This is a genomic window from Acinetobacter puyangensis, from assembly GCF_900096995.1.
Lineage (GTDB): Bacteria > Pseudomonadota > Gammaproteobacteria > Pseudomonadales > Moraxellaceae > Acinetobacter > Acinetobacter puyangensis.
In genome coordinates this window covers 482,212-506,947 of record NZ_OANT01000001.1, presented here as the reverse complement: position 1 = coordinate 506,947, position 24,736 = coordinate 482,212, and the positions used below count along the sequence as shown (strand labels likewise).

The 24,736-nt window shown below is 41.6% G+C and carries 21 protein-coding genes and 5 tRNA genes; 1 reads left to right on the top strand and 25 read right to left on the bottom strand.

Going from position 1 to position 24,736, the window contains the following annotated elements; genetic code table 11:
• Positions 1-3: 3 nt before the first annotated feature.
• The 6 genes from CRO21_RS02395 to CRO21_RS02370 form a co-directional block, all read right to left on the bottom strand.
• Positions 4-1,002: a ketopantoate reductase family protein gene (locus tag CRO21_RS02395; protein WP_097077734.1), complete on the bottom strand. Its 999-nt coding sequence runs from the start codon at positions 1,000-1,002 to the stop codon at positions 4-6.
• A 14-nt stretch (positions 1,003-1,016) separates the two neighbouring features.
• A complete protein-coding gene (locus CRO21_RS02390; RefSeq protein WP_097077733.1) occupies positions 1,017-1,790 on the bottom strand; it encodes an ABC transporter ATP-binding protein in 774 nt (257 codons plus the stop codon).
• On the bottom strand, positions 1,787-3,589 hold the full coding sequence (locus tag CRO21_RS02385) for a branched-chain amino acid ABC transporter ATP-binding protein/permease (protein ID WP_097077732.1): 1,803 nt from the start codon (positions 3,587-3,589) through the stop codon (positions 1,787-1,789). The genes CRO21_RS02390 and CRO21_RS02385 overlap by 4 nt, the downstream gene beginning before the upstream one ends.
• Positions 3,586-4,623: a branched-chain amino acid ABC transporter permease gene (locus tag CRO21_RS02380; RefSeq protein WP_097077731.1), complete on the bottom strand. Its 1,038-nt coding sequence runs from the start codon at positions 4,621-4,623 to the stop codon at positions 3,586-3,588. The genes CRO21_RS02385 and CRO21_RS02380 overlap by 4 nt, the downstream gene beginning before the upstream one ends.
• Positions 4,624-4,726: 103 nt before the next feature.
• Positions 4,727-5,872, bottom strand: a complete 1,146-nt coding sequence (locus tag CRO21_RS02375; protein ID WP_097077730.1) for an ABC transporter substrate-binding protein — start codon at positions 5,870-5,872, stop codon at positions 4,727-4,729.
• Between the two features lie 283 nt (positions 5,873-6,155).
• The gene (locus CRO21_RS02370) at positions 6,156-7,442 is read right to left on the bottom strand and encodes an OprD family outer membrane porin (protein ID WP_378234912.1); all 1,287 of its coding nucleotides are present in this window, start codon (positions 7,440-7,442) and stop codon (positions 6,156-6,158) included.
• Between the two features lie 367 nt (positions 7,443-7,809).
• On the opposite strand from CRO21_RS02370, the gene CRO21_RS02365 reads away from it, so the two are divergent.
• Positions 7,810-8,385, top strand: coding sequence for an HD domain-containing protein (locus CRO21_RS02365; RefSeq protein ID WP_097077729.1), 576 nt, complete (start codon positions 7,810-7,812; stop codon positions 8,383-8,385).
• 57 nt (positions 8,386-8,442) lie between these two features.
• On the opposite strand, the gene CRO21_RS02360 is transcribed toward CRO21_RS02365, so the two are convergent.
• From CRO21_RS02360 to secA, 19 genes are all read right to left on the bottom strand, one after another.
• Positions 8,443-9,408, bottom strand: coding sequence for a p-hydroxyphenylacetate 3-hydroxylase reductase component (locus tag CRO21_RS02360; RefSeq protein WP_097077728.1), 966 nt, complete (start codon positions 9,406-9,408; stop codon positions 8,443-8,445).
• Between the two features lie 47 nt (positions 9,409-9,455).
• Positions 9,456-10,409, bottom strand: coding sequence for a PDR/VanB family oxidoreductase (locus CRO21_RS02355; RefSeq protein ID WP_097077727.1), 954 nt, complete (start codon positions 10,407-10,409; stop codon positions 9,456-9,458).
• 34 nt (positions 10,410-10,443) lie between these two features.
• Entirely contained in the window at positions 10,444-11,181 is a 738-nt protein-coding gene (locus tag CRO21_RS02350; RefSeq protein ID WP_097077726.1) for an SDR family NAD(P)-dependent oxidoreductase, read from the bottom strand.
• Between the two features lie 11 nt (positions 11,182-11,192).
• Positions 11,193-11,678, bottom strand: a complete 486-nt coding sequence (locus CRO21_RS02345) for an aromatic-ring-hydroxylating dioxygenase subunit beta (RefSeq protein ID WP_097077725.1) — start codon at positions 11,676-11,678, stop codon at positions 11,193-11,195.
• A gap of 12 nt (positions 11,679-11,690) precedes the next feature.
• Entirely contained in the window at positions 11,691-12,968 is a 1,278-nt protein-coding gene (locus CRO21_RS02340) for an aromatic ring-hydroxylating oxygenase subunit alpha (RefSeq protein ID WP_097077724.1), read from the bottom strand.
• 33 nt (positions 12,969-13,001) lie between these two features.
• Entirely contained in the window at positions 13,002-13,508 is a 507-nt protein-coding gene (locus CRO21_RS02335) for a nuclear transport factor 2 family protein (protein ID WP_097077723.1), read from the bottom strand.
• A gap of 23 nt (positions 13,509-13,531) precedes the next feature.
• Positions 13,532-13,891: an IacB protein gene (locus CRO21_RS02330; RefSeq protein ID WP_097077722.1), complete on the bottom strand. Its 360-nt coding sequence runs from the start codon at positions 13,889-13,891 to the stop codon at positions 13,532-13,534.
• Positions 13,892-13,911: 20 nt separating this feature from the next.
• Positions 13,912-15,081 (bottom strand): acyl-CoA dehydrogenase family protein, encoded by a 1,170-nt coding sequence (locus tag CRO21_RS02325; protein WP_097077721.1) that lies wholly within the window; start codon positions 15,079-15,081, stop codon positions 13,912-13,914.
• 15 nt (positions 15,082-15,096) lie between these two features.
• A complete protein-coding gene (locus CRO21_RS02320; RefSeq protein ID WP_097077720.1) occupies positions 15,097-16,230 on the bottom strand; it encodes an amidase in 1,134 nt (377 codons plus the stop codon).
• A gap of 1,650 nt (positions 16,231-17,880) precedes the next feature.
• Positions 17,881-17,957, bottom strand: a tRNA-Pro gene (locus CRO21_RS02315).
• A 41-nt stretch (positions 17,958-17,998) separates the two neighbouring features.
• Positions 17,999-18,075: transfer RNA gene (locus CRO21_RS02310), tRNA-Pro, on the bottom strand.
• A 4-nt stretch (positions 18,076-18,079) separates the two neighbouring features.
• Positions 18,080-18,155, bottom strand: a tRNA-His gene (locus CRO21_RS02305).
• 31 nt (positions 18,156-18,186) lie between these two features.
• Positions 18,187-18,263, bottom strand: a tRNA-Arg gene (locus CRO21_RS02300).
• A gap of 42 nt (positions 18,264-18,305) precedes the next feature.
• Positions 18,306-18,382: transfer RNA gene (locus CRO21_RS02295), tRNA-Pro, on the bottom strand.
• Positions 18,383-18,514: 132 nt separating this feature from the next.
• Positions 18,515-19,579, bottom strand: a complete 1,065-nt coding sequence (nadA, locus tag CRO21_RS02290; protein ID WP_097077719.1) for a quinolinate synthase NadA — start codon at positions 19,577-19,579, stop codon at positions 18,515-18,517.
• Between the two features lie 151 nt (positions 19,580-19,730).
• Entirely contained in the window at positions 19,731-20,963 is a 1,233-nt protein-coding gene (gene argJ / locus CRO21_RS02285) for a bifunctional glutamate N-acetyltransferase/amino-acid acetyltransferase ArgJ (RefSeq protein ID WP_097077718.1), read from the bottom strand.
• Between the two features lie 42 nt (positions 20,964-21,005).
• The gene (locus CRO21_RS02280; RefSeq protein ID WP_097077717.1) at positions 21,006-21,365 is read right to left on the bottom strand and encodes a hypothetical protein; all 360 of its coding nucleotides are present in this window, start codon (positions 21,363-21,365) and stop codon (positions 21,006-21,008) included.
• 69 nt (positions 21,366-21,434) lie between these two features.
• The gene (locus CRO21_RS02275) at positions 21,435-21,848 is read right to left on the bottom strand and encodes a hypothetical protein (protein ID WP_097077716.1); all 414 of its coding nucleotides are present in this window, start codon (positions 21,846-21,848) and stop codon (positions 21,435-21,437) included.
• A gap of 106 nt (positions 21,849-21,954) precedes the next feature.
• Complete coding sequence (gene secA, locus CRO21_RS02270) at positions 21,955-24,705, bottom strand: preprotein translocase subunit SecA (protein WP_097077715.1); 2,751 nt, start codon at positions 24,703-24,705, stop codon at positions 21,955-21,957.
• Positions 24,706-24,736: the final 31 nt, after the last annotated feature.

Here is a 24,736-nt window from a genome sequence, read left to right as displayed (position 1 = left end):
CCTCTAAGATTGGCTGTGCAGTGATTGCTCACTGATAAATTTGGCTAAATTACAGGTATTGAAGGTGGTTGGCATTGGACATTGATAGCGTTGGGCCAGTTCAAATACCGCCGTAGCAATACTGTTTAATTCCAGAGGACGCTTGTGTTGAAAGTCCTGCCACATCGAAGTGTGTACCTCACCCATCTCGGTACCCAGTTTTAAAAAGGTATGGGGATCAATACTAATTCTGGCACCATAGCTGACAGCAACCAGGCGTATTTCCTGCATGATTTCTGTGACCACAGGTAATAATTGTGGATGTGAGTAGATATCTTTTAAGGTGGCGCCCGTAACAACGGATAAAGGATTGGAACTTAAATTGGCAATGACTTTGGTCCAGATCTGATCACGGATATTATCAACTGCTCGTGCTTCAATCCCGGTATCCTCAAACATTGACTTTAATGCTTGCAAACGATCACTTGATTGATGCTTAGGTTCACCAAAGATCAATAAATAGGGATTATTGGATTGTACTTTCCCATACTCATGTAACTGCGCCGTGATAAATACCACTGCGCCAACCAAGTGCTGTAATGGAAAATGCTCAATCAAATAATGATCCGGATCCAGACATTGTATTGCTTCGACCTGGTCACCTTGCTGGCCGGTATAAAAATACCAGAAAGGAATACCGTTCATGAGTGGAATCAAAAGGGTTTGATCATGCAATACTGGCAAAATATCAGACAGTACATTACGCAACGCATCTGCTTTAGTGGCAATAAAGACTAAATCCTGTACGGGCAATAATGCAGCATCCTCTAGCACCTGATAAGGTTTAACATGATGTTCACCGGTTAAATCTTTAAGATGAATACCGTTTTTTAGCAATACCTGTCGATTTTCACCCCGGGCGATCAAGGATACATGATCAAATCCGGCCAGAATCAATCGGGCTGCCACCGTACAACCAATTGCACCAGCACCCACGATACAAATCTTCGTCTGTTTATCCATTGCTATTGCACCTTCTAGATTGCCAGCACATCTTGATGCTTACTATTGATGCCGAGATAGCTCTCGATAATACGTGGATCTTCAACCAGATCTGCCCCACGACCTTGCATGGATAATTCGCCCATTTCCAGCACATAGGCATAATCCGCAAGTCTGAGTGCCGCACGGGCATTTTGCTCGACCAATAAAATGGAAACGCCTTGTCCACGTAACTGATCAATGATTTTGAAAATTTCACGGGTAATTAAAGGTGCCAAACCCAGACTAGGTTCATCCAGCATCAATAATTTGGGTTTTGCCATCAAAGCCCGACCAACCGCTAACATCTGACGTTCGCCACCGGACAAGGTTCCAGCTTCCTGACCGCGACGCTCTTTTAAGCGTGGAAAAATGCTATATACCTGCTCTAACGTGTCTTTATAGCTGCGATCACCATGACGATAACGCTGAAAGGCACCCAGCATCAGATTGTCTTCTATACTCATCGAACTAAAGAGTTCACGCTTTTCCGGCACAAGGCCAAGTCCACGCACCACCATGCGTTCGATCTGCGGGCATTGTCCAATTTCACCATCAAACTCCACATGGCCTTTTGAGCCCAATACCCCCATAATGGCAGACAATAACGTGGTTTTCCCGGCGCCATTTGGCCCTACCACAGAAACAATCTGACCTTCATTGACCCGCATATTAAAGTTCAGCAATGCCTCGACCTTGCCATAAGCCACACTTAAGTTTTTGACTTCCAGCAAAGATTTACCTTGATCATTGTGTTCGATCGTACTCATGCTGCACCTCCGAGATAAGCTTCCAGTACCGCTTCATTTTTCTGGATTTCTTCGGGTAATCCTTCGGCAATTTTTTGTCCGAATTCCATGACCACCACACGATCCACCAGATTCATGACAAAATCCATATCGTGCTCAACCAGTAAAATTGCCATGCCTTCGGACTTCAGTTTGCCGAGTAAATCTGCCAAAGCGCGTTTCTCTTGAAAACGCAATCCGGCAGCTGGTTCATCCAGCAACAATAAAGACGGTCTGGCACATAAAGCACGGGCAATTTCCAGAATACGTTGCTGACCCAGTGCCAGATTACCTGCTTCTGTATAGAGATAATCGCCCAGACCAACACGCTCAAGCTGCGCTTTTGCTTCGTTTAAAAGATTGTTTTCTTCTTCCCGATCCAACAGCAACATGGAGGCAATCACACCTTTATCACCACGCAAATGCGCACCAATGGCAACATTCTCAAGTACCGTCATTTCCGGTAAAATCTTGACGTGCTGAAATGTTCGGCTTAAACCTTTTTTGGCAATCTCACGGGAACTCTGTCCATTGATTTTTTCACCCAGAAAGATGACATCACCACTGGTCGGCACATCAACCCCTGAAAGCTGGTTAAACATGGTACTTTTACCGGCCCCATTCGGACCAATCAGCGCCAAAATTTCACCTGCATGGATAGACAAATTCATCTGGTTATTCGCGACCAGACCACCAAATTTTTTGGTCACATCTTTTGCTTCCAAAATCACCGAACCTTTTAATGGAAATTCCAGAGAAGGTAATTCCCGTGTCGGTGGCGTAATGGCAAAATGCTGATCTTTTGCACGAATTTTTTGTGGCACGAGTTTAACTATCATGGGCCATAGTCCGGCAGGTGCTTTTTGCATCAAAACCACAATTAATAAACCGAACACGATGGTTTCATAATGCCCTTCTGAGCCAAAAATTACCGGCAGAAAATCCTGTAACCATTGCCGCGCCATGGTAAAAATACCCGCACCCAGAATTGCACCCCAAATGCTGCCAACACCGCCTAACAGCGCCATAAACAGATAATCAATACCGGCCTGCAAACCAAATGGTGTTGGATTAATAAATGCCTGATTGTGCGCATAAAGCCAACCAGAAATAGAGGCATAGATCGAAGCAATGATAAAAATGACCATTTTTGAGCGAAAGGTATTCACGCCCATAGATTCCGCCATAATCTGCCCGCCATTGAGCGCACGAATGGCACGACCTTCTCTGGAATTTAAGAGATTTTTGGTCAGAAGAATGGCAATAAAAAGAATTACCCAAATCAGATAAAACATTTTATTGCTGCTATCAAGGGTATAATCCAGTAGATGAATACTTGGAATATTGGATATCCCAGAAGGTCCACCCAGACTATCAATGGTAGAAAAGAAATAATACAGCGAGATGCCCCAGGCAATCGTACCCAATGGCAGATAATGCCCAGAGAGTTTTAGCGTTAATCCACCGACCAAAATTGCCGAGATGATGGTAATCATAATCCCCAGAATCAATGCCATCCAGGGACTACCATTGGTCCAGGCCAGCCATTGTGGTAACTGCTCGGTAGCGGAGATATAGGCCGTGGTATAAGCACCAATTCCGACCAATGCAGCCTGACCAAAACTGGTCATACCGCCAACTCCGGTGAGCAGAATCAGTCCCAAAACCACCAGTGCATTCAATCCAATATAATTCAATAAAGTGACCTGATAAGCAGGTAAAATTAATGGACTAACCAAGGTAATGAGGGCGAAAGCCAATAGCAAATACTTCGTTTTCATTCACCTTCCTCCTCTGAATGACGGGAAGTTAAAGACTTCCAAATTAAGAAAGGAATAATGATCGTAAACACAATAATCTCTTTATAATCACTGGCCCAGAACATCGAAAAGGACTCAATTAATCCCACCGCAATTGACCCGATTGCTGCAACAGGAAAACTGACTAGGCCACCAATAATGGCACCGACAAAACCTTTTAAACTGATTAAAAAACCAGAGTCGTAATACAAGGTGGTGACAGGAGAAATTAAAATGCCAGACAGCGCACCAATAAATGCAGCCAGTGCAAAAGTGACCTTTCCGGCAAATACGGGGGAAATCCCCATCAATTGCGCCCCCACACGATTGACTGCTGTGGCATGTAAAGCTTTGCCGTACAGTGTTTTTCCGAAGAAATACCACAGTGCAATAATCAAAATCACAAATGCAGCCAAAATGCATAAAGTCTGACTATTTACACTTAAACTGCCGAGTTCAAAACTTGCATCACTAAACGGTTGTGTTTGCGCACCATTCGGTCCAAAAATCACCAAACCAATTCCAACCAGAGCGACATGCGCTGCAATAGAAACGATCAGCAAGACTAGAGATTTCGCCGAAGCAATCGGTTGAAAACAGCTTCGATAAATCATCGGTCCCAATGGAGTAAGAATTGCCAGTGTAAACAGAATCTGTAAAAACATGGGTAAAGTCGCCAATGGCAGTTGGTACATCGCACCTACCAGCATCGCAATATAGACTCCCAAAGAAACTTTTATTTTCCAGTTAAAATACACATGATGTCTAACATAGGCATAGCCATCGAGTAGCACATTGACGATAAAAAGTGCCACCAACAACCAGACAATCGTGCTCGGTGTTCCTGCTTGTATAGATGCCAGTGTCAATGCAGCAAAGACAGTGAACTCGCCAAGCGGAATTAATAGAATACGGGTAACCGTAAAGACCAGAATAATACACAGTGCCAGTAACGCATAAATTGCCCCACTGGTGATCCCATCCTGTCCTAAAATTAATGCGATGTTAAAATCCATAAACCTTACCCTATTTCATTTTTTAGAGACAAAACCGCTCCAAGAGATGTCCATCTCTAAAAAATTAAGTTTTGAATAAGTGAAAAACAGTTGAACTAAAACATTATTTCAGCAACTTCCATTGACCATTTTTTACCGTAATCATGACCCGGCCACGTTGATCAAAACCACTATGGTCAGTTGGTGTCATGTTATAAACACCTTGTGTTCCGGCAAGATTTTTGGTGTTTTCCAGTGCGGCACGCAAGGCCTGGCGGAATTGTAAAGACCCCGGTTTTGCCTGTTTCAATGCGACAGGTACGGCTTTTTCCAATAACAGACCTGCATCATAAACATTTGCACCAAAAGTCGCCGGATAGCTGCCATAAAGTTTTTTATAATTATTCATATATTTCAAGGCAACTGGTTTCGATGGATTACTATTCGGAATTTCATCAATCACCAGCATCAGACTCGCGGCCAAAATCGTATTATTAACCTTGTTGCCGCCCATTTTAAGGAATTGATCCAATGCTGCACCATGCGTTTGATACATTTGTCCGCGATAGCCACGATCATACAACGCTGTCTGTGGTGTCACCGCAGAACTGCCCGGTGCAGCAACCAGAATCGCTTGTGGTTTTTTCGCAATCAGTTTAAGTGCCTGACCAGTGAGTGAGGTATCCTGCCGTTGGAAACTTTCTTTGGCGACAATACTGATACCATTTTTTGCTGCCAGTGCAGTGACAACTTTAATCCAGTTATCACCATAAGGATCCGCTGTACCAATAAAACCTAAGGTTTTGATTTTACGCTTGACCATATCCTGAATCAGTGCAGTTGCAATCAAATCATCATTTTGTGTGGTCTTAAATACCCATTTTTTTTGGGCATCCATAGGTAATACTGCACTGGAGGTACCCACCGGCGCTAATAAAGGTACACCAGCCTTGGCGACGGTACCAATCACCGCCATCACATTGGGTGAACCCGAAGGTCCAATAATCGCATCAACATTATTTTCCTTGATCAGCTTGTTCACTGCCTTAACAGAAGCGGTCGGATCACTGGCGTCATCAATCGAAATATAGCGGACTGTCTGACCGCCTAATGTTTTGGGTAATAGTGCAATAGTATTTTTCTGTGGAATACCGACCATTGCAACGGGTCCACTTGAAGATGTCACAACACCAATTTTGATATCAGCAAAAGCGGCTGACATGCTACCTGTTAAAATGGCGCCAAATAGGGCTGTCTTGATAAAATTCATGCCAAACTCTCCTCTTAGTTTGATGTCATGCTCAATACAATTTGATTGAAACATCTAAATATTACTTATAGTATTTATGCAGTATCCATGCCACATTTTAAATTTTATACAAAATTTAAATTTTAAAAAAATCAATTACTTATATAAATAAATACACATAAAATAATTTACAAATAAATATATACTTTTCAACTATTTTTTTGCCCCAAAATAAACCTTATTTCGATAAAAGTGCATAAAAAAAGCCCACTTTTTCAGTAGGCTTTCCATATCAAAAATAAGTTTAGAATTTATACGTATAAGTTGCAATTAAACGATTTTCCTGCCATTTTGCCCCAGCATTATTGGTCGTTTTATCATACTTGGTATCGGTGTTGATATTCATCCACTGCAATCCCAAGCCTTTAAATTTACCTTCGGGAACGACATAACTCAGCAGGAAACTTTTTTCAATTTCTGTATTATCGCTCATACCCGCACGGTAGATATTGTCCCCATGCAAATAACGCAAAGTGGTTGATAAACCCGGCAAACCCAATCCTTTAAAATCATAACGATATAAAATATGCCAAGTCATCTCTTCCGGACTTACAAATCCCAAATTAGACCATGCATGTAAAAATGGTTGCGGTGCATAACCGGTTAAAGTGGGAAAAGTACTTGGGCCTTCATTTTTCCTTACCCCTGTAGAAAATAAATGATCGCCAGTTTGAATGGTTGTCATCAAGCCATAAGATTGACTGTCAATTTTCCCATAAAATGCATCACCATCTTCCTTATTATTAAAATAACGACCATCGATGCTAACTTTTGCACCACCAATCTGAGTACTATAGGCCAGCTTAGCATAATGCTGTTGATAAATATCTTCCAACTGGCCAAACCAGTATGAACCCGATATTTTTGGCGTAAAATTATAATCCAAGCCCATAAAATTCAAACCATCACTCCCCAATGCATTTGGATTAGAACTGGCTTGTCCAGTGAATAAACTGATTTTTCGATATTCATCATCTTCACGTCCATTAATACGTGTCAAACGCCCTGCACTAATTTTCAGATCTTTAATATCTTTTGACTCCAGCATTGCACCCGCATAGCTGGTCACCAACTGCCGTGAATCATCAATAAATGCAACCGGTGTCATTGGATATAATTCACCAACTTTTAATTCGGTTTCATTATATTTTAATTTTAATGTTGCTCCATATTTTACATAATCATCATATTGCTCACCTTTTTCTGCATCAAAAGGAATAATAGTATCAGCACGCTGTACATTATGATCATTTAATCGAAAAGCATATTGTACAGATGCATCCAAACCAATCTTAATTGGTGTATCGGTATAACCTGATTTAAACTTACCAGAAATGGCCTGTGTCCAGCTTCCAATATCAGGTCTTTCAACACGATCAAAACTACGATCAATATAAAAATTTCTTAAATAAATCGATGTTTCACTGTCCTCTAAAAAATCTGCATAAACATTTTGAAAACCCATTGCACTTATTAATAAAGCCAAATAGGTTTTATTATTACCAGTATAAAACTTTGCTCTAACAGACATAATTAAACCCTTCCAAAAATAGAACCAATCCATAAACCCGACTAAAACTATGTGATTTTTTAATTGAAATGTCAATTTTATGTAATGCACTACAAATGCACAAAACAGCCAAATAAAAACTCTATAAATACAAAAACACTATGATTGTGCAAAATTAAAAAAACAAATGAGAATAAATTTCAACCAGTAAATTTAAGCTAAGTTTTTATGTGATTTTTCTAATAATTTAATTATTCTTTAAATATTTTATTACAATTTAACAATTCATATTATTTATATTGCACCAAATAAATTCATGATATTTTATATAAATTTTATGGAATAATTATTGCATGAATTAATTTTTAATTTTAGAGAGTGAACCTTAATGAGCAGTTTATCCAAAGCAAACTTTAAAAATATTATTGAAAGTGAACAAGATGATTTTAAAATTATTGCTGAACACTTTAAATTGTTTAAGAAAAATCATACACAACGGATAATTGATCATTTACTTTTATTAAAAGATGATCATGGTGGTTTTCCGGTTGATCGCTTAACACATTGTTTACAAACTGCGACATTGGCACACCAGGATGGACGCGATCCAGAATATGTGGTTTGTGCATTATTACATGATATTGGTGACACCCTGGCTTGTTATAATCATGCCGATCTTGCTGCAACATTATTGGAACCGTTTATTAGTGAAAAAAATTACTGGATGTTAAAACATCATGGTATTTTTCAAGGCTATTATTTTTTTCATCATATTGGGCTGGATCGTTTTCAGCGCAATCAATTCAAAGATCATCCTTATTTTAGTTATACAGAAGAATTTTGCAGAAAATATGACTCTCCTGCTTTTGACCAGGATATGGAAACGTTATCTTTAGAATTCTTCTTGCCAATGCTGGAGCAAGTCCTTGCAACACCCAAAAAATCATTATATAAAAATATTTAATCCAAAAAAATAAAGCGAATAAAATAAATTTTATTCGCTTTTTTAATCTTTACTCAATTATTTTAAACCAACTAAATCCTTTAAAATTTTGATAAAAATTTCTTTATCCTGCTCACAATAATTTTTAAATACTTCATTTTGATGGCTATCTGCGATTTCAAATAACCATTGAGCAGTCTCCCGGCCTTTTTCGGTTAATTCAAAAAAATCACCCTGATCCAGTAATAATCCCTGTTTCTGTAAAATTTCAGAAGCTTGTTCAATTTCACGCATTGGCATAGCGACATCACGTGATAATTCTTCCTTGCACGATGCCGTTTCACTGGCAAGTACCAATAATAAACGTGCTTCACTGGTGCGAAAACCTGATGCACATTGTTTTGGAATATAGGTTTTTTGATATACCTTGATCGCACGACTCATCAAATAACAGGCATTATCATATAGCCGACCACGATAAATATTGTCTGCATCATCCTGACCTACTGCCACATGATCTTGTGGAATGTCTAAACTTGGATGTGGCATGACACTGGAATAAGCACCTTGATGGTAAACCAGCGGACTACGCCCTTCATCATAAAAATTAACCACTTTACCAATGATAATCCAGTGGTCACCACCTTCTACAATCTGATAACGTTCGCATTCAAATACCGCAGAACAATTTTCCAGAACAGGCACCATGCCTGCACCCGGCTGAAACCGTGCATTGGCAAATTTATCGGTATTACGACGGGCAAATGTATTGGAAAGCTCAATCTGCGATGCCGATAAGATATTGACCGCAAAATGCGAAGCCTGCTCAAATACAGAAAAACTAGAAGATTTTTTATCAATACTCCACAAGATGAGAGGTGGATCAAGAGAAACCGAATTAAAGCTATTGGCGGTCACACCTACTTTTTCACCGGCTTCATTTTGCGCAGTGATAATGGTTACACCTGTTGCAAAATTACCCAGAGCACGCCGAAATTGTAATGGATCAATGCTGATTGCATCCATAGCCTGTAATGAATTCATCTTCATTCTCCTACAACCGTTTTCATATCTTAATCGTTCATCCAGAATTAAATATCTAATACCAGACGTGAAGTTTTGGATCGGGAACAACACACCAGTATTTGTTCATTACTGGCTTTTTCCTCATCGGTAAAATAGACATCACGATGATCCGGCTCACCTTCAATCACATCACACATACAGGTACCACAAACGCCCTGCTCACATGACATTTCTATTTTGATGCCTTCTCGAGCCAAGGCAGCAAGAATGGTTTCCTCGGCATCCACCATAATAATTTTTCCACTGCGCTGTGCCACAACTTCAAAACTATCACCACTTAAATCTGCCTCAACCTGAAAATATTCTTTATGAATTTGCTCATCCGGAATATGTTGTGACTGCGCCAGATTGATTACCCAATCCATAAACCCATTGGGGCCACAGGTATAAATATGTGTCGCCGGATCAATATTCTGAATACTGTCCTGAAAAAACTGCCGATGATTTGCCCCTTCATCCTTAAAATGAAAATGGCTAAATGCTGCCAGCTCACCGTTTTTAATTTCTTCCACAAATGCACTACTGCCTGCACTTTTACCACAATAATGCAGCTCGAAAGATGCACCCTGCTGTAACAGTTGATAGGCCATGGTAATCAGTGGTGTGATACCAATTCCACCACCAATCAATACGGTATGCTTGGCTTTAGAGAGTGGAAATAAATTGCGTGGCGCACTCACCTGCAATTGCATACCCGCTTGAAGATCATTAAATGCCGATAATGAACCACCACGAGATGCCGGATCGTTCAAAATTCCCAGACGAAAAATGCCTGCCTGTGCCGGGTTTTGGCATAAGGAATATTGACGCACCAAACCATTGGGCAGATGCACATCAATATGTGATCCCGCTTCAATACTTGGCAGTGCCTGATCTGTTGCAGACTCAAACGCCAGCACTGCCACATTGCCGCCTTCCACATGGCGGTCTTTTATCTTTACCGTATAAAGTTCAGTCATGTTTACCTCTACGTTATGCCTTGGATCAATTGATCTAGCGCATAAATAAACCACCATTGATATCCCACGTTGCACCAGTCACAAAATAAGCGTTATCACTGGCCAGCAAGTCAACGGTTTGTGCAATAAACCTCATACTTCCCAATGCCTTAACGGGAATATTGTCAATAAACTGCTGCATTTTTTCGGCAGCGACAATGCTTTGTACCGCAGGTGAATCCATTGGACCCGGTGCAATTGCATTCACTGTGACGCCCTGCGCCGCAAATTGTTTGGCAAAAATTTTGGTCAGAGTCACAATCGCCGCTTTGCTGGCAGCATAGTGCGCCCCTGTTGCCGTACCACCATTTTGTCCAGCCAGAGATGCCATATTGATGATACGTCCTGCGCCTTTTCCAGCCATATACTGACCCAGAATTTGACAAGCCTGAAAGGTGCCCCGCTGATTAATCTGCGTGACCCAGTCAAATTCCGCTGCACTGATCTCCAAAACAGGGGTGGCTTTGGTGACCGAGGCATTATTGACCAACACATCTAGTCTGGAAAACTTCTCTTCAATCCATCGCACCGCCTGATGAAAATCATCTTCAAGCGAAATATCCAGCTTTAAGGCATACATGTTCTGTGCGTACTGACTACCTGCAATCGCTTCCTGCGCCTTTTCCAGACTGGTACCCGAAACAATCACCTGATAATCCTGACTCGCCAGATAATCGGCAATCACATAACCCAACCCCGATGATGATCCTGTGATCAAGACAACTTTACCCATGGTTCACCACCTTAAAGAAGATAACTAATACCGGCCAGGGTATCGGTTGAATTGATCAAATTAATGATTTTGCGCTGAATCTTAAATTCACCCTCCGCATTACGGATTAAGGTATATGTCACATCGGCAGTGTAATGACGCAGGTTTTCCTTACGAAACTCACGCAGATTCTGGGCACAACGCAACACCACGGTATTACCTTCTTCCTGCAAAATACGAACACGTGAGACACTGCGTACGGTATTGGCTTTGGGTGAAGTGGAAATCGCTTCACCATTTTCCAGACGCTCCACCCTTAACTGACGCATATGATGATCGTCATAGGCATAATTCAGATGGTTTTCATAATCTGTCAATGCCGGATCAATCGGAATGATATATTTGCCATCTTTTTCCCATAAATTGAGCCAAGCCTGATATTCAGCATGATCCAACATATCGGCTTCGGTCCAGATGAATGCTGTCACTTCGGTTAATCGCTGTAATTGTTCGTTCATGTCTTCTCTACCCTATGCAGTCATCATCTTTTTCCATTGCTGATAGGCCGCACGCATACCTGTTTCAGCACTGACATCACTTTTCAAGCCATCTTCGGTTTTCACTTCACCCGGCAAACCACGATTCAGCATAATCCAGAGATCATTGCCTGCGGCTGCACCATGCTGTACCCGTTCCCATGCTTCAGAATCGTCAGGCGTACCAAAACCCAGTGGCCCCTGAAAGTGTTCATGCAAGCGCAAACGGTACTGATTAGCCAGTTGCGGACCACCATCCATGGTAATCACGGCATGATGAATTTCGGTTTCCTGTACAGAAATCGGTTGTAATACCCGGAAAAACGCCATAGAACAGGCAATGTTTGGAAAAAGATTGAGGTTAAAACCGGAACCACCGACTGCTCGCACAATGCGACGGACTTGTAATTCCTCATGTCCTTCATCACGTAATGCCTGCGCCAGCTCTTCAAAGCGTTCCGGAATATCACGCTCCATCAGTTCTTCTTCCAGATCAATCAGTTCCGGAATCATCACCATCACACTATGACCATTGCCCAGATCTTCGACATAACCCGGACCAGAAGCAAAATCCAGCATACGTTCAGTTTGTTCATCCACCGAACTTAAGAATGATTTATGCACCAATGGAAAATGATAAGCATCTGTGGTGTTTTCCAGCTGGATTTTCCAGTTACCAGGAAAACGAAAACGATGTTCGCCCAGCACTTTAATGGGATAACCCGCACCCTGTTTCATAAACAAATCCATCCATTTTTTTGCAGGACCGAGAAAATCCAGCAAAGGTTCGATATCTTGTTTAAATGAGGCGAAAATCATGCCGTTGTATTCTTCAACCCGCAGACTAACCAAGGGAAATTCACTTTTATCCAGACATTCACCATAACTTTCCGGCGCAGGCACACCACGTAAAGTCCCATCCAGCGCATAACTCCAGCCATGATAGGGACAGACAAAACTATTGGTTTTGCCTTTTTTATGCTCACAGACGGTTGCTGCACGATGGCGACAACGATTAAGTAATACATGCACCTGTTTTTTACGGTCACGTACAGCAACAACAGGTTGTTTACCAATATTGATGGTTTTAAAACTGCCTGCATCAGGAATTTCGCTGGCATGTGCTACCCAAACCCAAGTGCTATAAAAGATTTTTTCCATTTCTTCATCAAAGATCTGCTCGTCCTTGTATAAAGAAGTATGCACCCGGTCGGTTTGCACCAGACTGGCATAATCCGTTTCTGCGGCGCTCATCGGAATTAAACTGTTCATTGATTCTTTCCTCAAATATGTGGGTGTAGCGAGTTAAGCCTTTGGCACAGGCAACGTGGCTGCACTTTCCCAATGGGAGATCGGACGACTAAAAATGTTTTCGGTCTGAAAATGACTAATTTTCCAGTGACCATCGTCCTGACATTTAAACTGGATATACAGTCTGGCGGCATTTAGGTGTGAACTGCCATCTCTGAATGTTGAGGTTTGCAGCATCAGCCAGCGACCTGTCGCCATTGGCTCTTGCAGATCAATTTGTTCTGAACTGACAAAATGCGCATTCATGACAAAATGCGATTGTTGCTGCATATAGCCGGCAAACATTTTTTCGATTGCAAATCGCCCTTCATAGCGTCCAAATGCTGCCTGATAACGCTCACCAATACCTTCCCAGATGGCCTGTTCATCAAATAGATCCATCAATTGCGATAAATTGGTATTGGCATCTAACGCATCACAAATTTCCATATAGCGATTGATGCTATTACGAATTTCATTGACCGCTTCCAATCTGGCTAAACGCTGTAAAATGGCCTGCATGACATTTTCCTCAACACATTCAATTAACGCTGGATCACCAATTCACGTCCAACCCGCGCTTCAACCTTGCAATATTTCCAGAGTTTAAAAGGGCCTTCACCCACCACAGTGCTACGGAATAAATTGCAAGCTGCATGTACCGTTTCAATATCCGGCACATCAGCCAAAAGATAGGTGGTCCACGGCCAGCCGGCACTTGGTCCAACCATGCTCTGATCATCATCGAGACTGCCGTACACGGTGACATTGGGTAAATCATGAATACCGTGCCACATTTGACCAAATGCCGCCCATACTGCCTTGGCTTCTTCGGGAGGAGCATCAAAAAAGTTTTGATTAATTCCCATACAAAACAGTACACGGAGTGATTTTTTGGTTTCCATTGCGCTATACCTCTTTAACGTTATAAATATCCCGGAGTGGGTTCCAGACCAAAGCTCATGGCACCCGCATTTAACAAGGTCGCATCACCCATAAAGGCATGCTGTGTCACCACATTGCTATCATTGACAAATCGACTAAACACGTTATTGGTATAAATGGCCGTCATACCTGCCAACATCTGCATTTTGCGGGTTACTTTTGAGGCCACCCGTGCTGCATGGGTACAGGACAAACGCATCTGGCTGATTTGCTCAGGTAATGGATCCTGTCCTTTTAAGATCACGTCCCAGACCGCATCCATGGTTTGATAAAACCATGCTCTAGATGCCAAAAACTCTGCTTCGGCCTTTGCAAATTCGTATTGCGTGACTGGGCGATGCGCAATTTGTGCGCCACCTGTAATAGATGATTTTCCCGGGGCCAGATTTTTAAATTCTTCCAGTGCAGCAGCAGCAATCCCGATACCCACCACAGTTAAAACCTGTGTGGCAAAAGATAAAGAAGGATATTTAAAAAATGGTTCCGGTAGCGTTGAAGCTTCGCCACGTACAAAAGTCCAGTCTTCCTGAACCAGCACATCATTCACCACCAGATCATGGCTACCTGTAGCTTTTAAGCCCACAGTATCCCATGTCATTTCAATCTGTACCTGATCGGCAGGCATCACCGCCATACGGGGTAATCCTTGTGCTTCCGATCCTTTACACGGAGAAATACCAACACCGATAATATCCGCGCCCATACAACCACTAGAGAATTTCCAGCGACCTTTAACCAGCATGCCTTCCTGAGTGACTTGAGCAGGTTGAGGCGGAAAAATCCCACCCGCAAACACTACATCGGGACCATCCTGATAAATTTGTGCCAAGGTAGCTTCCGGTAAACCAGCAAGATAAGCTGGACTCATACCAAAACTGGCCACCCACCCCACAGAACCATCGGCCATGGAGAGTTTCTCGATCAATTCACAAAACTCTCTCGGAGTACATTCTTCTCCACCAAAACGGGAAGGAACCAGTGCGCGATAGACACCAATTTTTTTCAACTTATCAATAATATCCAAAGAGACATAAGCCTGTTCATCAAACTCGCCTGTCACTGCACGCTCTCTGATTTCCTGACATAAGGTGTCTAAATCGACATCATCATTTAGATTATTACTAATACTTACCATGGATAGGCCATTCATATTTTCCGGCTCCTACTAATTTGCGTTTGCCCTATTGACCAGATGTGTCGCAATGGCACATAACTGTTCATCAGCATCATGTCGGGTGACAATTTGAAGACCTACGGGATTGCCGTCCGCAGTCTGTAAAGGAATGGTGATTGCGGGGTGGCCTGATAAGTTAAAAGGTCTCACCAACGCCGTCATATTTAAAAATGCGACTGTATTTTCTGCATCAGCAACTTTGGGTGGAATTTGCGGTAAAGTCGGCAATACAATGGCGTCATACTGCTCAAGCAATTGATCAATAGCCCGACTAAACTTTTCACGTACCAGATTTGCAACATCGACATCTACACTTGTGGTTTTAGAAGCTTTTAACAATCGACCAGCAACATCTTCGGCAACATTTCCACTTGCCACTAGATGCCCAAATGCCTGCCATGTTTCATAATTAATAATTTGCATCCCTGCACTGTACGCTTCATCAAACGTTTCGATTTGAACATGGGGAGAATGCTCAAGTCCGGCTTGCTTGAGAAACGCTTTCACCACTTGCCACACGTCATCTGTTGCAGTCACATCGAGCATCACCAGATTGGGTGTTTTGACTGCCGCAGCATTGACAACCTCTCCTTTGAAACTGGGATCAATAATTTGCATCGCCTGAATAAGATGGTCCATATCATTGGCAAATGGCCCCACACAATCCAGACTGGTCTGTTCCGGTAATACACCTTTGCGACTGACTCGTCCAAACGTCGGTTTTAAACCAAACACACCACAACAAGCAGCAGGCATACGGATCGAGCCTCCCGTATCCGTCCCGATTGAAAAGTCAACCATATTTGCGGCAACCGCGGCAGCGGAACCACTGGAAGACCCTCCAGGAATAAGTTCTGGATATTTCGGATTAATCGCTGTACCCGTAAACTTATTAATGCCGGTAATACCATAAGCAAGTTCATGTAAGTTTGTTTTACCAAGAATTTGACAATCTGATTTTAGAATTAAATCCACGATCTCAGCATTTTGTTTTTCTAATTCACTATTAATTAATGCACGACTTCCAGCAACTGTTTTAAATCCAGCAATGTGAATACTATCTTTAATCATGACTTTAATAGCACCTTGCCCTAAAGTCATTTTTTCATAAACAATATTATCCATAGATTCACCTTTTACTGTAAATTTCACCACCAGATTTAGAATTAAAATGCGTCAATTTAATTGAAATGTCAATTAAATTTTAAGAGATAAAACTTGGTGCAACGCTATTTATAAACAGCACCATAAATGCTCAAATAAAATTATTTAATGATAAAAAACAATTACTTATATTTATATCAAAACAAACAACACAGAACCTTTAACCCACAAATATTAACTTTACTAGTCAATAAAATTTTATAAAAAAATTATTGCACTATTTTTTAGCAATGATATTTTTTAGAATATGCACCATGATTTAACACATATATATTTTTTGCTTTTTTTTGATGCATTAATTTGCAATATAATAGAGCATTCAAAGTAATTGGAAAATATTTAAAATTTACTTAATCAAGTTAAAAAATAAATTATACAAATATAAATTTTTATCTATTTTAATTAAAATTTGATCATCATTATTAACAGACATAGTCGCATACAATTTACAACAAAATCTAAAAATGAGATATAAAACCATTCACAAGATACAGCAAACACTTTAGCCCTAAGTTTAAACAACAAGCAATTGATTATGCATTTGCAGACTCACATGAACCACTCGCTTTGATCGCTTAAAAACTTGAGGCTGTTTATTCAATATTAGATCAATAGACTCACCAATTTCATTTAGCATATTCAAATAAACTTCCATTAATACCAGAACAGCAAAGAATTATTTGATCTAGAAAAAAGAGGTTAAATAACTTAGAAAAACCCAATAATATTTTATAAAAAGCGCATGAGTAATTTCTGTCTAACAGGTCATACCAAGAACAGCACACCATAATACAAGATTAGGCGGAGAAAGATGCCTCTATTTTTTCTGCTTATAAGTACTTAAATGGCAATATTCCAAAATATTATGCTTGGCAAAAATGGCAAACGAATACAAGTACAGAAATACAATGATTTAAAGCTGTATGCGACACCATACACGCTTAGATATACCATCACTCATGCATGACTTAAGTTATTGCATAATTAAGCGTAGCATTGCAAGAATGCTTAAAAGTTTGATTTACGCAGTAAGATTGCATGTAAAAAAGATAAACATACAACTGACTCAAATCATCGATTGCTCATAACACCAAATCTATTGGATCAACAATTTACAGATACTCAACCCAATAAAGCTTGTGTAACTTACATTCAAACCAAAGCAAGCTCACAATACTGTAAGACGTAATTTTAGAACATTACTTCTGATAAACGACTGTCTTCAAAGTATGTTAAGTAGGAGGGAAAACTGTTCAGACAAGGAAATCGTTTGATCTAATTAAAAATATTTAGAATTAGAAGTTCTGTTATAGTTTTAATAAATCAACATCGCCAGTCATTAAATTTTTACAATGGTCATTATTGAGCGATTTTTAAATACTGCAATTCTACAAATTATAAATTGCAAAACTTACATCCACAACACATTATAGAGCGTAATTAAAATGGCTGACGGATTGGAGTAGCTGATATGGTAGGAACAGGAAATGGGTGGCTGAGTTATCTAGTATTTTGCGTATAAGATCTACAAATATACACTTAGCAAGACAAACGAGTAGAAAAAATAATCAAATTTCGATTTGACAAAGGAATTTAAATTATTGGTTGAATTGGTCGGAATGATAGGATTTGAACCTACGACCCCTTACACCCCATGCAAGTGCGCTACCAGACTGCGCTACATTCCGAATTCTTTTTTGAACAGGTAAATACTTGAATTTTAATATAATGGTCGGAGCAGTAGGATTCGAACCTACGACCCTCTGGTCCCAAACCAGATGCGCTACCAGGCTGCGCCATACTCCGTAAGTGGGGTGAATGATGGGGCTCGAACCCACGACAACCGGAATCACAATCCGGGGCTCTACCAACTGAGCTACATCCACCATAGTTTTGGTCAAACCACAAGCTACCAAATGGTGCGCCTGACAGGATTCGAACCTGTGACCATCCGCTTAGAAGGCGGATGCTCTATCCAACTGAGCTACAGGCGCTTCACCGACGAAAAAAATCGTACGATACATTGCCTTATGTAATGGTCGGAGCAGTAGGATTCGAACCTACGACCCTCTGGTCCCAAACCAGATGCGCTACCAGGCTGCGCCATACTCCGATTTACTCAGCGTTTGCGTATCGCACCATGTGCGGTACGGAGTGCATTCTAGGCGTAGCGCTACACTACGTCAATACTTAGAATCAAAAAATCCTTGATTTTTTATCTAAATGCTTATTTAAACAACAAAAACTAAGGTTTTAAGCTGGCAGTAAAATTTAGCATGCGGTCAAGTGGAAGCTTGGCACGTTCACGTAATGCTTCATCAACAAAAATTTCCTGATCTTTGTGCTTTAAAACATGAAGAATGCCATCAAGTTCATTCATTGCCATCCATGGACAATGCGCACAAGAACGACAGGTTGCGCCCTCGCCTGCTGTAGGTGCTTCGATCAGTTCTTTACCGGGTGCGGCCTGCTGCATTTTATAAAAAATACCACGATCCGTTGCCACGATCATCTGTTGATGCGGTAAGGTTTGTGCAGCTTTAATCAACTGGCTGGTACTGCCGACTGCATCAGCAATGGCGACAACTGACTCGGGTGATTCAGGATGTACCAGTACCGCAGCATCAGGATACAAGGCTTTCATTTTGCTGATGCCTCGCGCCCGGAACTCTTCGTGGACAATACAAGAACCATCCCAGAGCAGCATATCTGCGCCTGTTTTTTTCTGAATATAGCGACCTAAATGCTGATCCGGTGCCCAGATAATTTTTTCACCCAGACTATCCAGATGTTCAATAATTTCCACTGCGCAGCTTGAGGTAACGACCCAATCTGCACGGGCTTTGACTGCTGCCGAAGTATTGGCATACACCACCACAGTATGCTCGGGATGGGCATCACAAAAAGCACTGAACTCATCTTCAGGACAACCCAGATCTAATGAGCAGGTGGCTTCCAACGTCGGCATTAAAACCGTTTTTTCAGGGGAAAGAATTTTTGATGTTTCCCCCATGAATTTAACACCCGCTACCACCAGTGTGGTTGCTGCATGATCCCGACCAAAGCGTGCCATTTCCAATGAATCTGAAATACAACCACCTGTAAATTCAGCCAACTCCTGAATATCCGGGTCACAATAATAATGTGCCACCAAAACTGCATTCTGTCGTTTTAATTCTTCTGCGATTTCAGCAAATTTTTGTGCTTTTTCATTCGCTGTTAAAATATAGGCGTTTGGTTGTCCCAATTGGTCTAAATGCTGTTCTACGATTCGTTTCGCATCATTAGCAATTAAGGTGGATTCATTCATCGAAACTTTGATCCTTATTGGCGAGTGAAGATCAGCTATTTCACTTAGCTAAAACATGACCTGTCATAAGATTGACACGGCGTAAGCATAGCATGTATTGGTAAAAAAGCCCCTAATTTTAGGAGCTTCGATCACAATAAAAAGTCTAATTCTAAGACCGATAATCGGCATTAATTTTGACATAATCATAGGAAAAATCACAGGTATACACGGTATCTTGTGCCGTACCACGTCCTAGGTCAATACGAATGGTGATTTCTTTTTCAGCCATGACTTTGGCGCCCGCTTCTTCAGTATAATCCAGTGCAGCACCACCATCACGGCAAATCCGCACATCACCCAACCACACCTGAACTTTACTGGTATCAAGTTGTGCGATGCCCGCTTTACCAATCGCCATAACAATACGCCCCCAATTTGGATCAGAAGCGAATAAAGCGGTTTTTATCAAAGGTGATTCGGCAATACTATAGGCCACATCACAACACTCTTGTGTGCTTACTCCACCCTCCACAGTGACGGTAATAAATTTGGTTGCACCTTCACCATCGCGTACGATCAGTTGTGCCAGACGCAGCATAATCCGTGACAACACATCTAGCACCACTTGATAGCGAGGATCATCACTTTGTTGAATCGCTTGACCACCCGCCTGTCCAGTTGCAATAAAAATACAGGAATCGTTGGTCGAGGTATCACCATCAATGGTAATGCGGTTAAATGACTGTTCAACTGTAGTTTTAAGCAATTGCTCAACCAGATTTTTCGCAATCGGTGCATCTGTTGCCACAAAGCTCAGCATAGTCGCCATGTTTGGACGAATCATTCCTGCACCTTTGCTGATACCTGTCATGCAATAAGTGATGCCATCCAGTTCAAATTGCTCTGATGCGCCTTTGGGTGCAGTATCCGTAGTCATAATACCTGTGGCTGCTTCCTGCCAACTGTCCGCATTTAAATTGTCCAATGCAGGTTGTATGCCGCTAAGTAAACGCTCAATCGGCAATTGCTCACCAATCACACCTGTAGAAAATGGCAAAATCTGGTGGCTTTGTACACCAGTAAGTTTGGCAAGATGCGCACAGGTCTTCTCGGCATTTTCCAGACCAATCGTGCCGGTTGCTGCATTGGCATTGCCGGTATTAATAATCAAATAACGTGGCTGATCTGCTGACAGACTTTTGGCGAGATGCTGCTTGGATAATACAACAGGTGCCGCAGCAAATGCATTTTGAGTAAAGACGCCGGCGATATTTGATCCTTCAGCCAGTTCAAATATGACTAAATCACGTCGATTGGGATATCGAACATACGCCTCACTGCTGCCAATTTTTATACCTGCAACTGTCCACATTTTTGGAAAAGAAACGTCACCAACCGCCATGAGATCGTCCTTATTTAACGATAGTAAAAGATGAAATTTCAGCTAAGATTTTAGCTGACACTGATAGATTACAGGGTAATCTTCAAGATGAATAGCAGGATCAAACAACATTGTTTTTAATGTAGCTTGTTGTTCATTTTCAATCCACAACAAGCCTTTTCCCTGCACCAGGCCCTGTTCTGTACGATAAAAATTTTGACTTTTATCTGGCACAGAAAGTTGTGTTAACTCAAAAAAGCGATGAGCAAAACCTAGGCGTATTGTATCTTCATCCAGTTTTTGTCGATGAATAACAACCCGCTCATCGCATTGATATTGCTGTATATTATTTTTCAATACAGTCTGTTTGAGTAGACCTCTATGATCGCTTGCACTTTGACAGCCCGAAATAACCAAATTCATTACGGACAAACCTATCAATAATGATGGTGTGCAAAATCGTTTTATCATTGTCAGTCACTCAGCACGCAATTATTCTGCCAATGCAGTTTGAGCTTCCAAAGCCGTAGGTTGCTGTGGTGCCTGAATACCAGCCAAATCCAATAAAGCTTGTTCTGCTTGTTGTTGACTTTGCGCAGATAATGCAGGATTAGAAGCTGCAATGCGACTCACGTTCTGTGCAGAGACGGGTAAGACACCTTCAGTTTTAAAAATGATCTGACGGTTATCGGGATTATTAAAACTATAGCGAATTCCAGTACGTGGACTCACCAGCACTGTCTTACCACCTTGTTTGCTTGCCTCAACTGTCGGTGTAGCAAGCACATTCTGTACCGCTGCGGCACTTACAGTAAGCGGCTGAGAAGCAGTTTGTTGTTCCGCAAAAACCAGACTTGTAGCACCAGCAAAAAATGATAAAACAGCACAATGGAAAATCTTATTCATGATAAATCCTGTTAATCTAGCAATTTTTCTGTAAATATCTATAGCATAAAACATTTGGTCTTAAATCACAAAAGGTAGCGACTTGCGCTACCTTTTGTAAATGATGTTAAATTTTGCCATGACATTGTTTGTATTTTAATCCAGAACCACACGGACATGGCGCATTACGGCTGCTTGGTGGCTGAATATATTGTGCTGATGGATGTGCACTACTACGGGTTTGATCAACCTCAGGATTTTCAGTAACCTCACCGGTTAATCCATCCACATCACTATGTTCAAATGATAAACGCATGGCTTCGGCTTGCTGTTGCTGCTGTGCTTCTAAAGCGGCAACTTCTTCCGGTGTCGGAATATGCACACGGGATAGATCGGTAACCACATCTGCTTTAATCGCACCCAGCATATTTACAAACAAATTGAATGCTTCTTTTTTGTATTCCTGCTCGGGGTTCTTTTGTGCATAGCCACGTAAATGAATCCCTTGACGCAAATAATCCATTGCTGCCAGATGATCTTTCCAGTGTTTATCCAATGCCTGTAACATAAAATGTCGTTCCAGCATTGGTGCAGACTCTTCGCCCATCTGTACACGACGCTGACGATAACGATCCAGCACTTCATCACTAATACGTGCCACCAAACCTTCTTCATCTAAACGACGATTGGTTTCCAGCCATTCAGCCACAGGCAAATCAATACCTAAATCATTGCGCAGCGCATTTTCTAGACCTTCGATATCCCATTGATCATGAATCGATTCCGGTGGAACAAAGTTGGCAATCAAGCCCTGCATCACATCGCGATGCATTTCTTCAATACCTTCTTGCAGTGTCGCTTCTGACAGAATTTCATCACGTTGGCGATAGATAATTTTACGCTGTTCGTTGTTGACATCATCGTATTTCAACAAGTTTTTACGAATATCAAAGTTACGTGATTCAACTTTACGCTGAGCATTCTCAATTGAACGAGAAACCATCTTATGTTCAATGGCTTCATCTTCTTTTAAGCCCATCGCACGCATCATGCCGACCACACGATCACCAGCAAAGATACGCATCAAATCATCTTCTAAAGACAGATAGAACCGTGATACACCCGGATCACCCTGACGACCTGCACGACCACGCAACTGATTGTCAATACGACGCGATTCATGACGTTCCGAACCAACAATATGCAAACCACCAGCGTCTAAAACGGCTTTATTGTTTTCACGCCATTCAGCCTCAAGACGCAGTTCATCTTCTGCGGTCGGATTTTCAATTTGTGCCAGTTTGGCACGCCAGTTACCACCCAGCAAAATATCCGTACCACGACCGGCCATGTTGGTGGCAATGGTGACAGAGTTTGGACTACCTGCCTGTGCAATAATATCGGCTTCTCTTTCATGCTGTTTGGCATTCAAGACTTCATGTCGAATGCCGGCCTGTTGCAGTTTGGCAGAAAGAATCTCACTGGCCTCAATGGTTGCCGTACCAATCAATATCGGTGCAACTCCCGCCTCACGAACACGGGTGATTTCCTGAATAATGGCATTATATTTGCCATCACGGGTCAGATAGATTAAATCGTTATTGTCCTGACGGACCATAGGACGATGGGTCGGAATCAATACCACATCCAGACCATAAATTTCTTTCATTTCCGCAGCTTCGGTATCGGCTGTACCAGTCATACCTGATAATTTTTTATATAGACGGAAATAGTTTTGGAATGTTGTGGTTGCCAGTGTCTGGTTTTCCGGCTGAACTTCTAAGCCCTCTTTGGCCTCAACAGCTTGATGTAAACCTTCCGACCAGCGACGACCCGGCATGGTACGTCCGGTATGTTCATCAACAATGATGATTTCCTGTTTGCCTGTCGATGGATTAACACCGATAATATACTGCACATCACGTTGATATAGATTATGCGCACGAATTGCCGCAGTTGCATGATGTAGCAGATTTAGATTACTGGCAGAATATAGACTTTCGCCTTCTGCCAACAAGCCCATTTTAATCAGTTCATCTTCAATTACTTCAAAACCAGCTTCGGTGATTTCAATCGAACGCTGTTTCTCATCAACCCAAAAATGTCCGCCATCAGGCACTTTTTCTTCTTTTTGCGCATGTAATTTGGGTGGAATACTATTAATTAATTGATACAGCTGTGAAGAATCTTCACTTTGTCCAGAAATGATCAATGGGGTACGGGCTTCATCGATCAGAATGGAATCGACCTCATCGATAATCGCATAATGCAAGCCACGCTGTTTTTTCTCACCCAGTGCAAACACCATGTTGTCACGCAGATAATCAAAACCGAATTCGTTATTGGTCCCGTAGGTAATATCCGATTGATAGGCCTGTGCCTTTTCAAAAGGTGCCTGCATCGAATAAATCGTACCCACGCTCAATCCCAAAAATTCAAACAATGGACGGTTTAACTCGGCATCACGCTGCGCCAGATAGTCATTCACGGTGATGACATGTACACCCTCGCCACTTAAGGCATTGAGATAACAGGCCAGCGTTGCCATTAAGGTTTTACCTTCACCTGTACGCATTTCTGCGATTTTACCTTCATGTAAGGTAATACCACCGATCAACTGTACATCATAATGGCGCATGCCCATGACACGCTTTGAAGCTTCACGACACACAGCAAAGGCTTCGGGTAAGAGTTTATTTAAAGATTCACCTTTTTGATAACGCTCTTTAAATTCTTGAGTTTTTGCAGTTAAGCCTGCATCGCTTAAACTAGATACCGACGGTTCAAGTGCGTTTACTTGCTCGACAATTTTACGCATTCTTTTGAGCTCACGCTCATTTTTTGTACCGAAGATACCTCCGACCAGACTTGCCAACATGAATTTAACTCTCTAAAAATCTAAAAATACG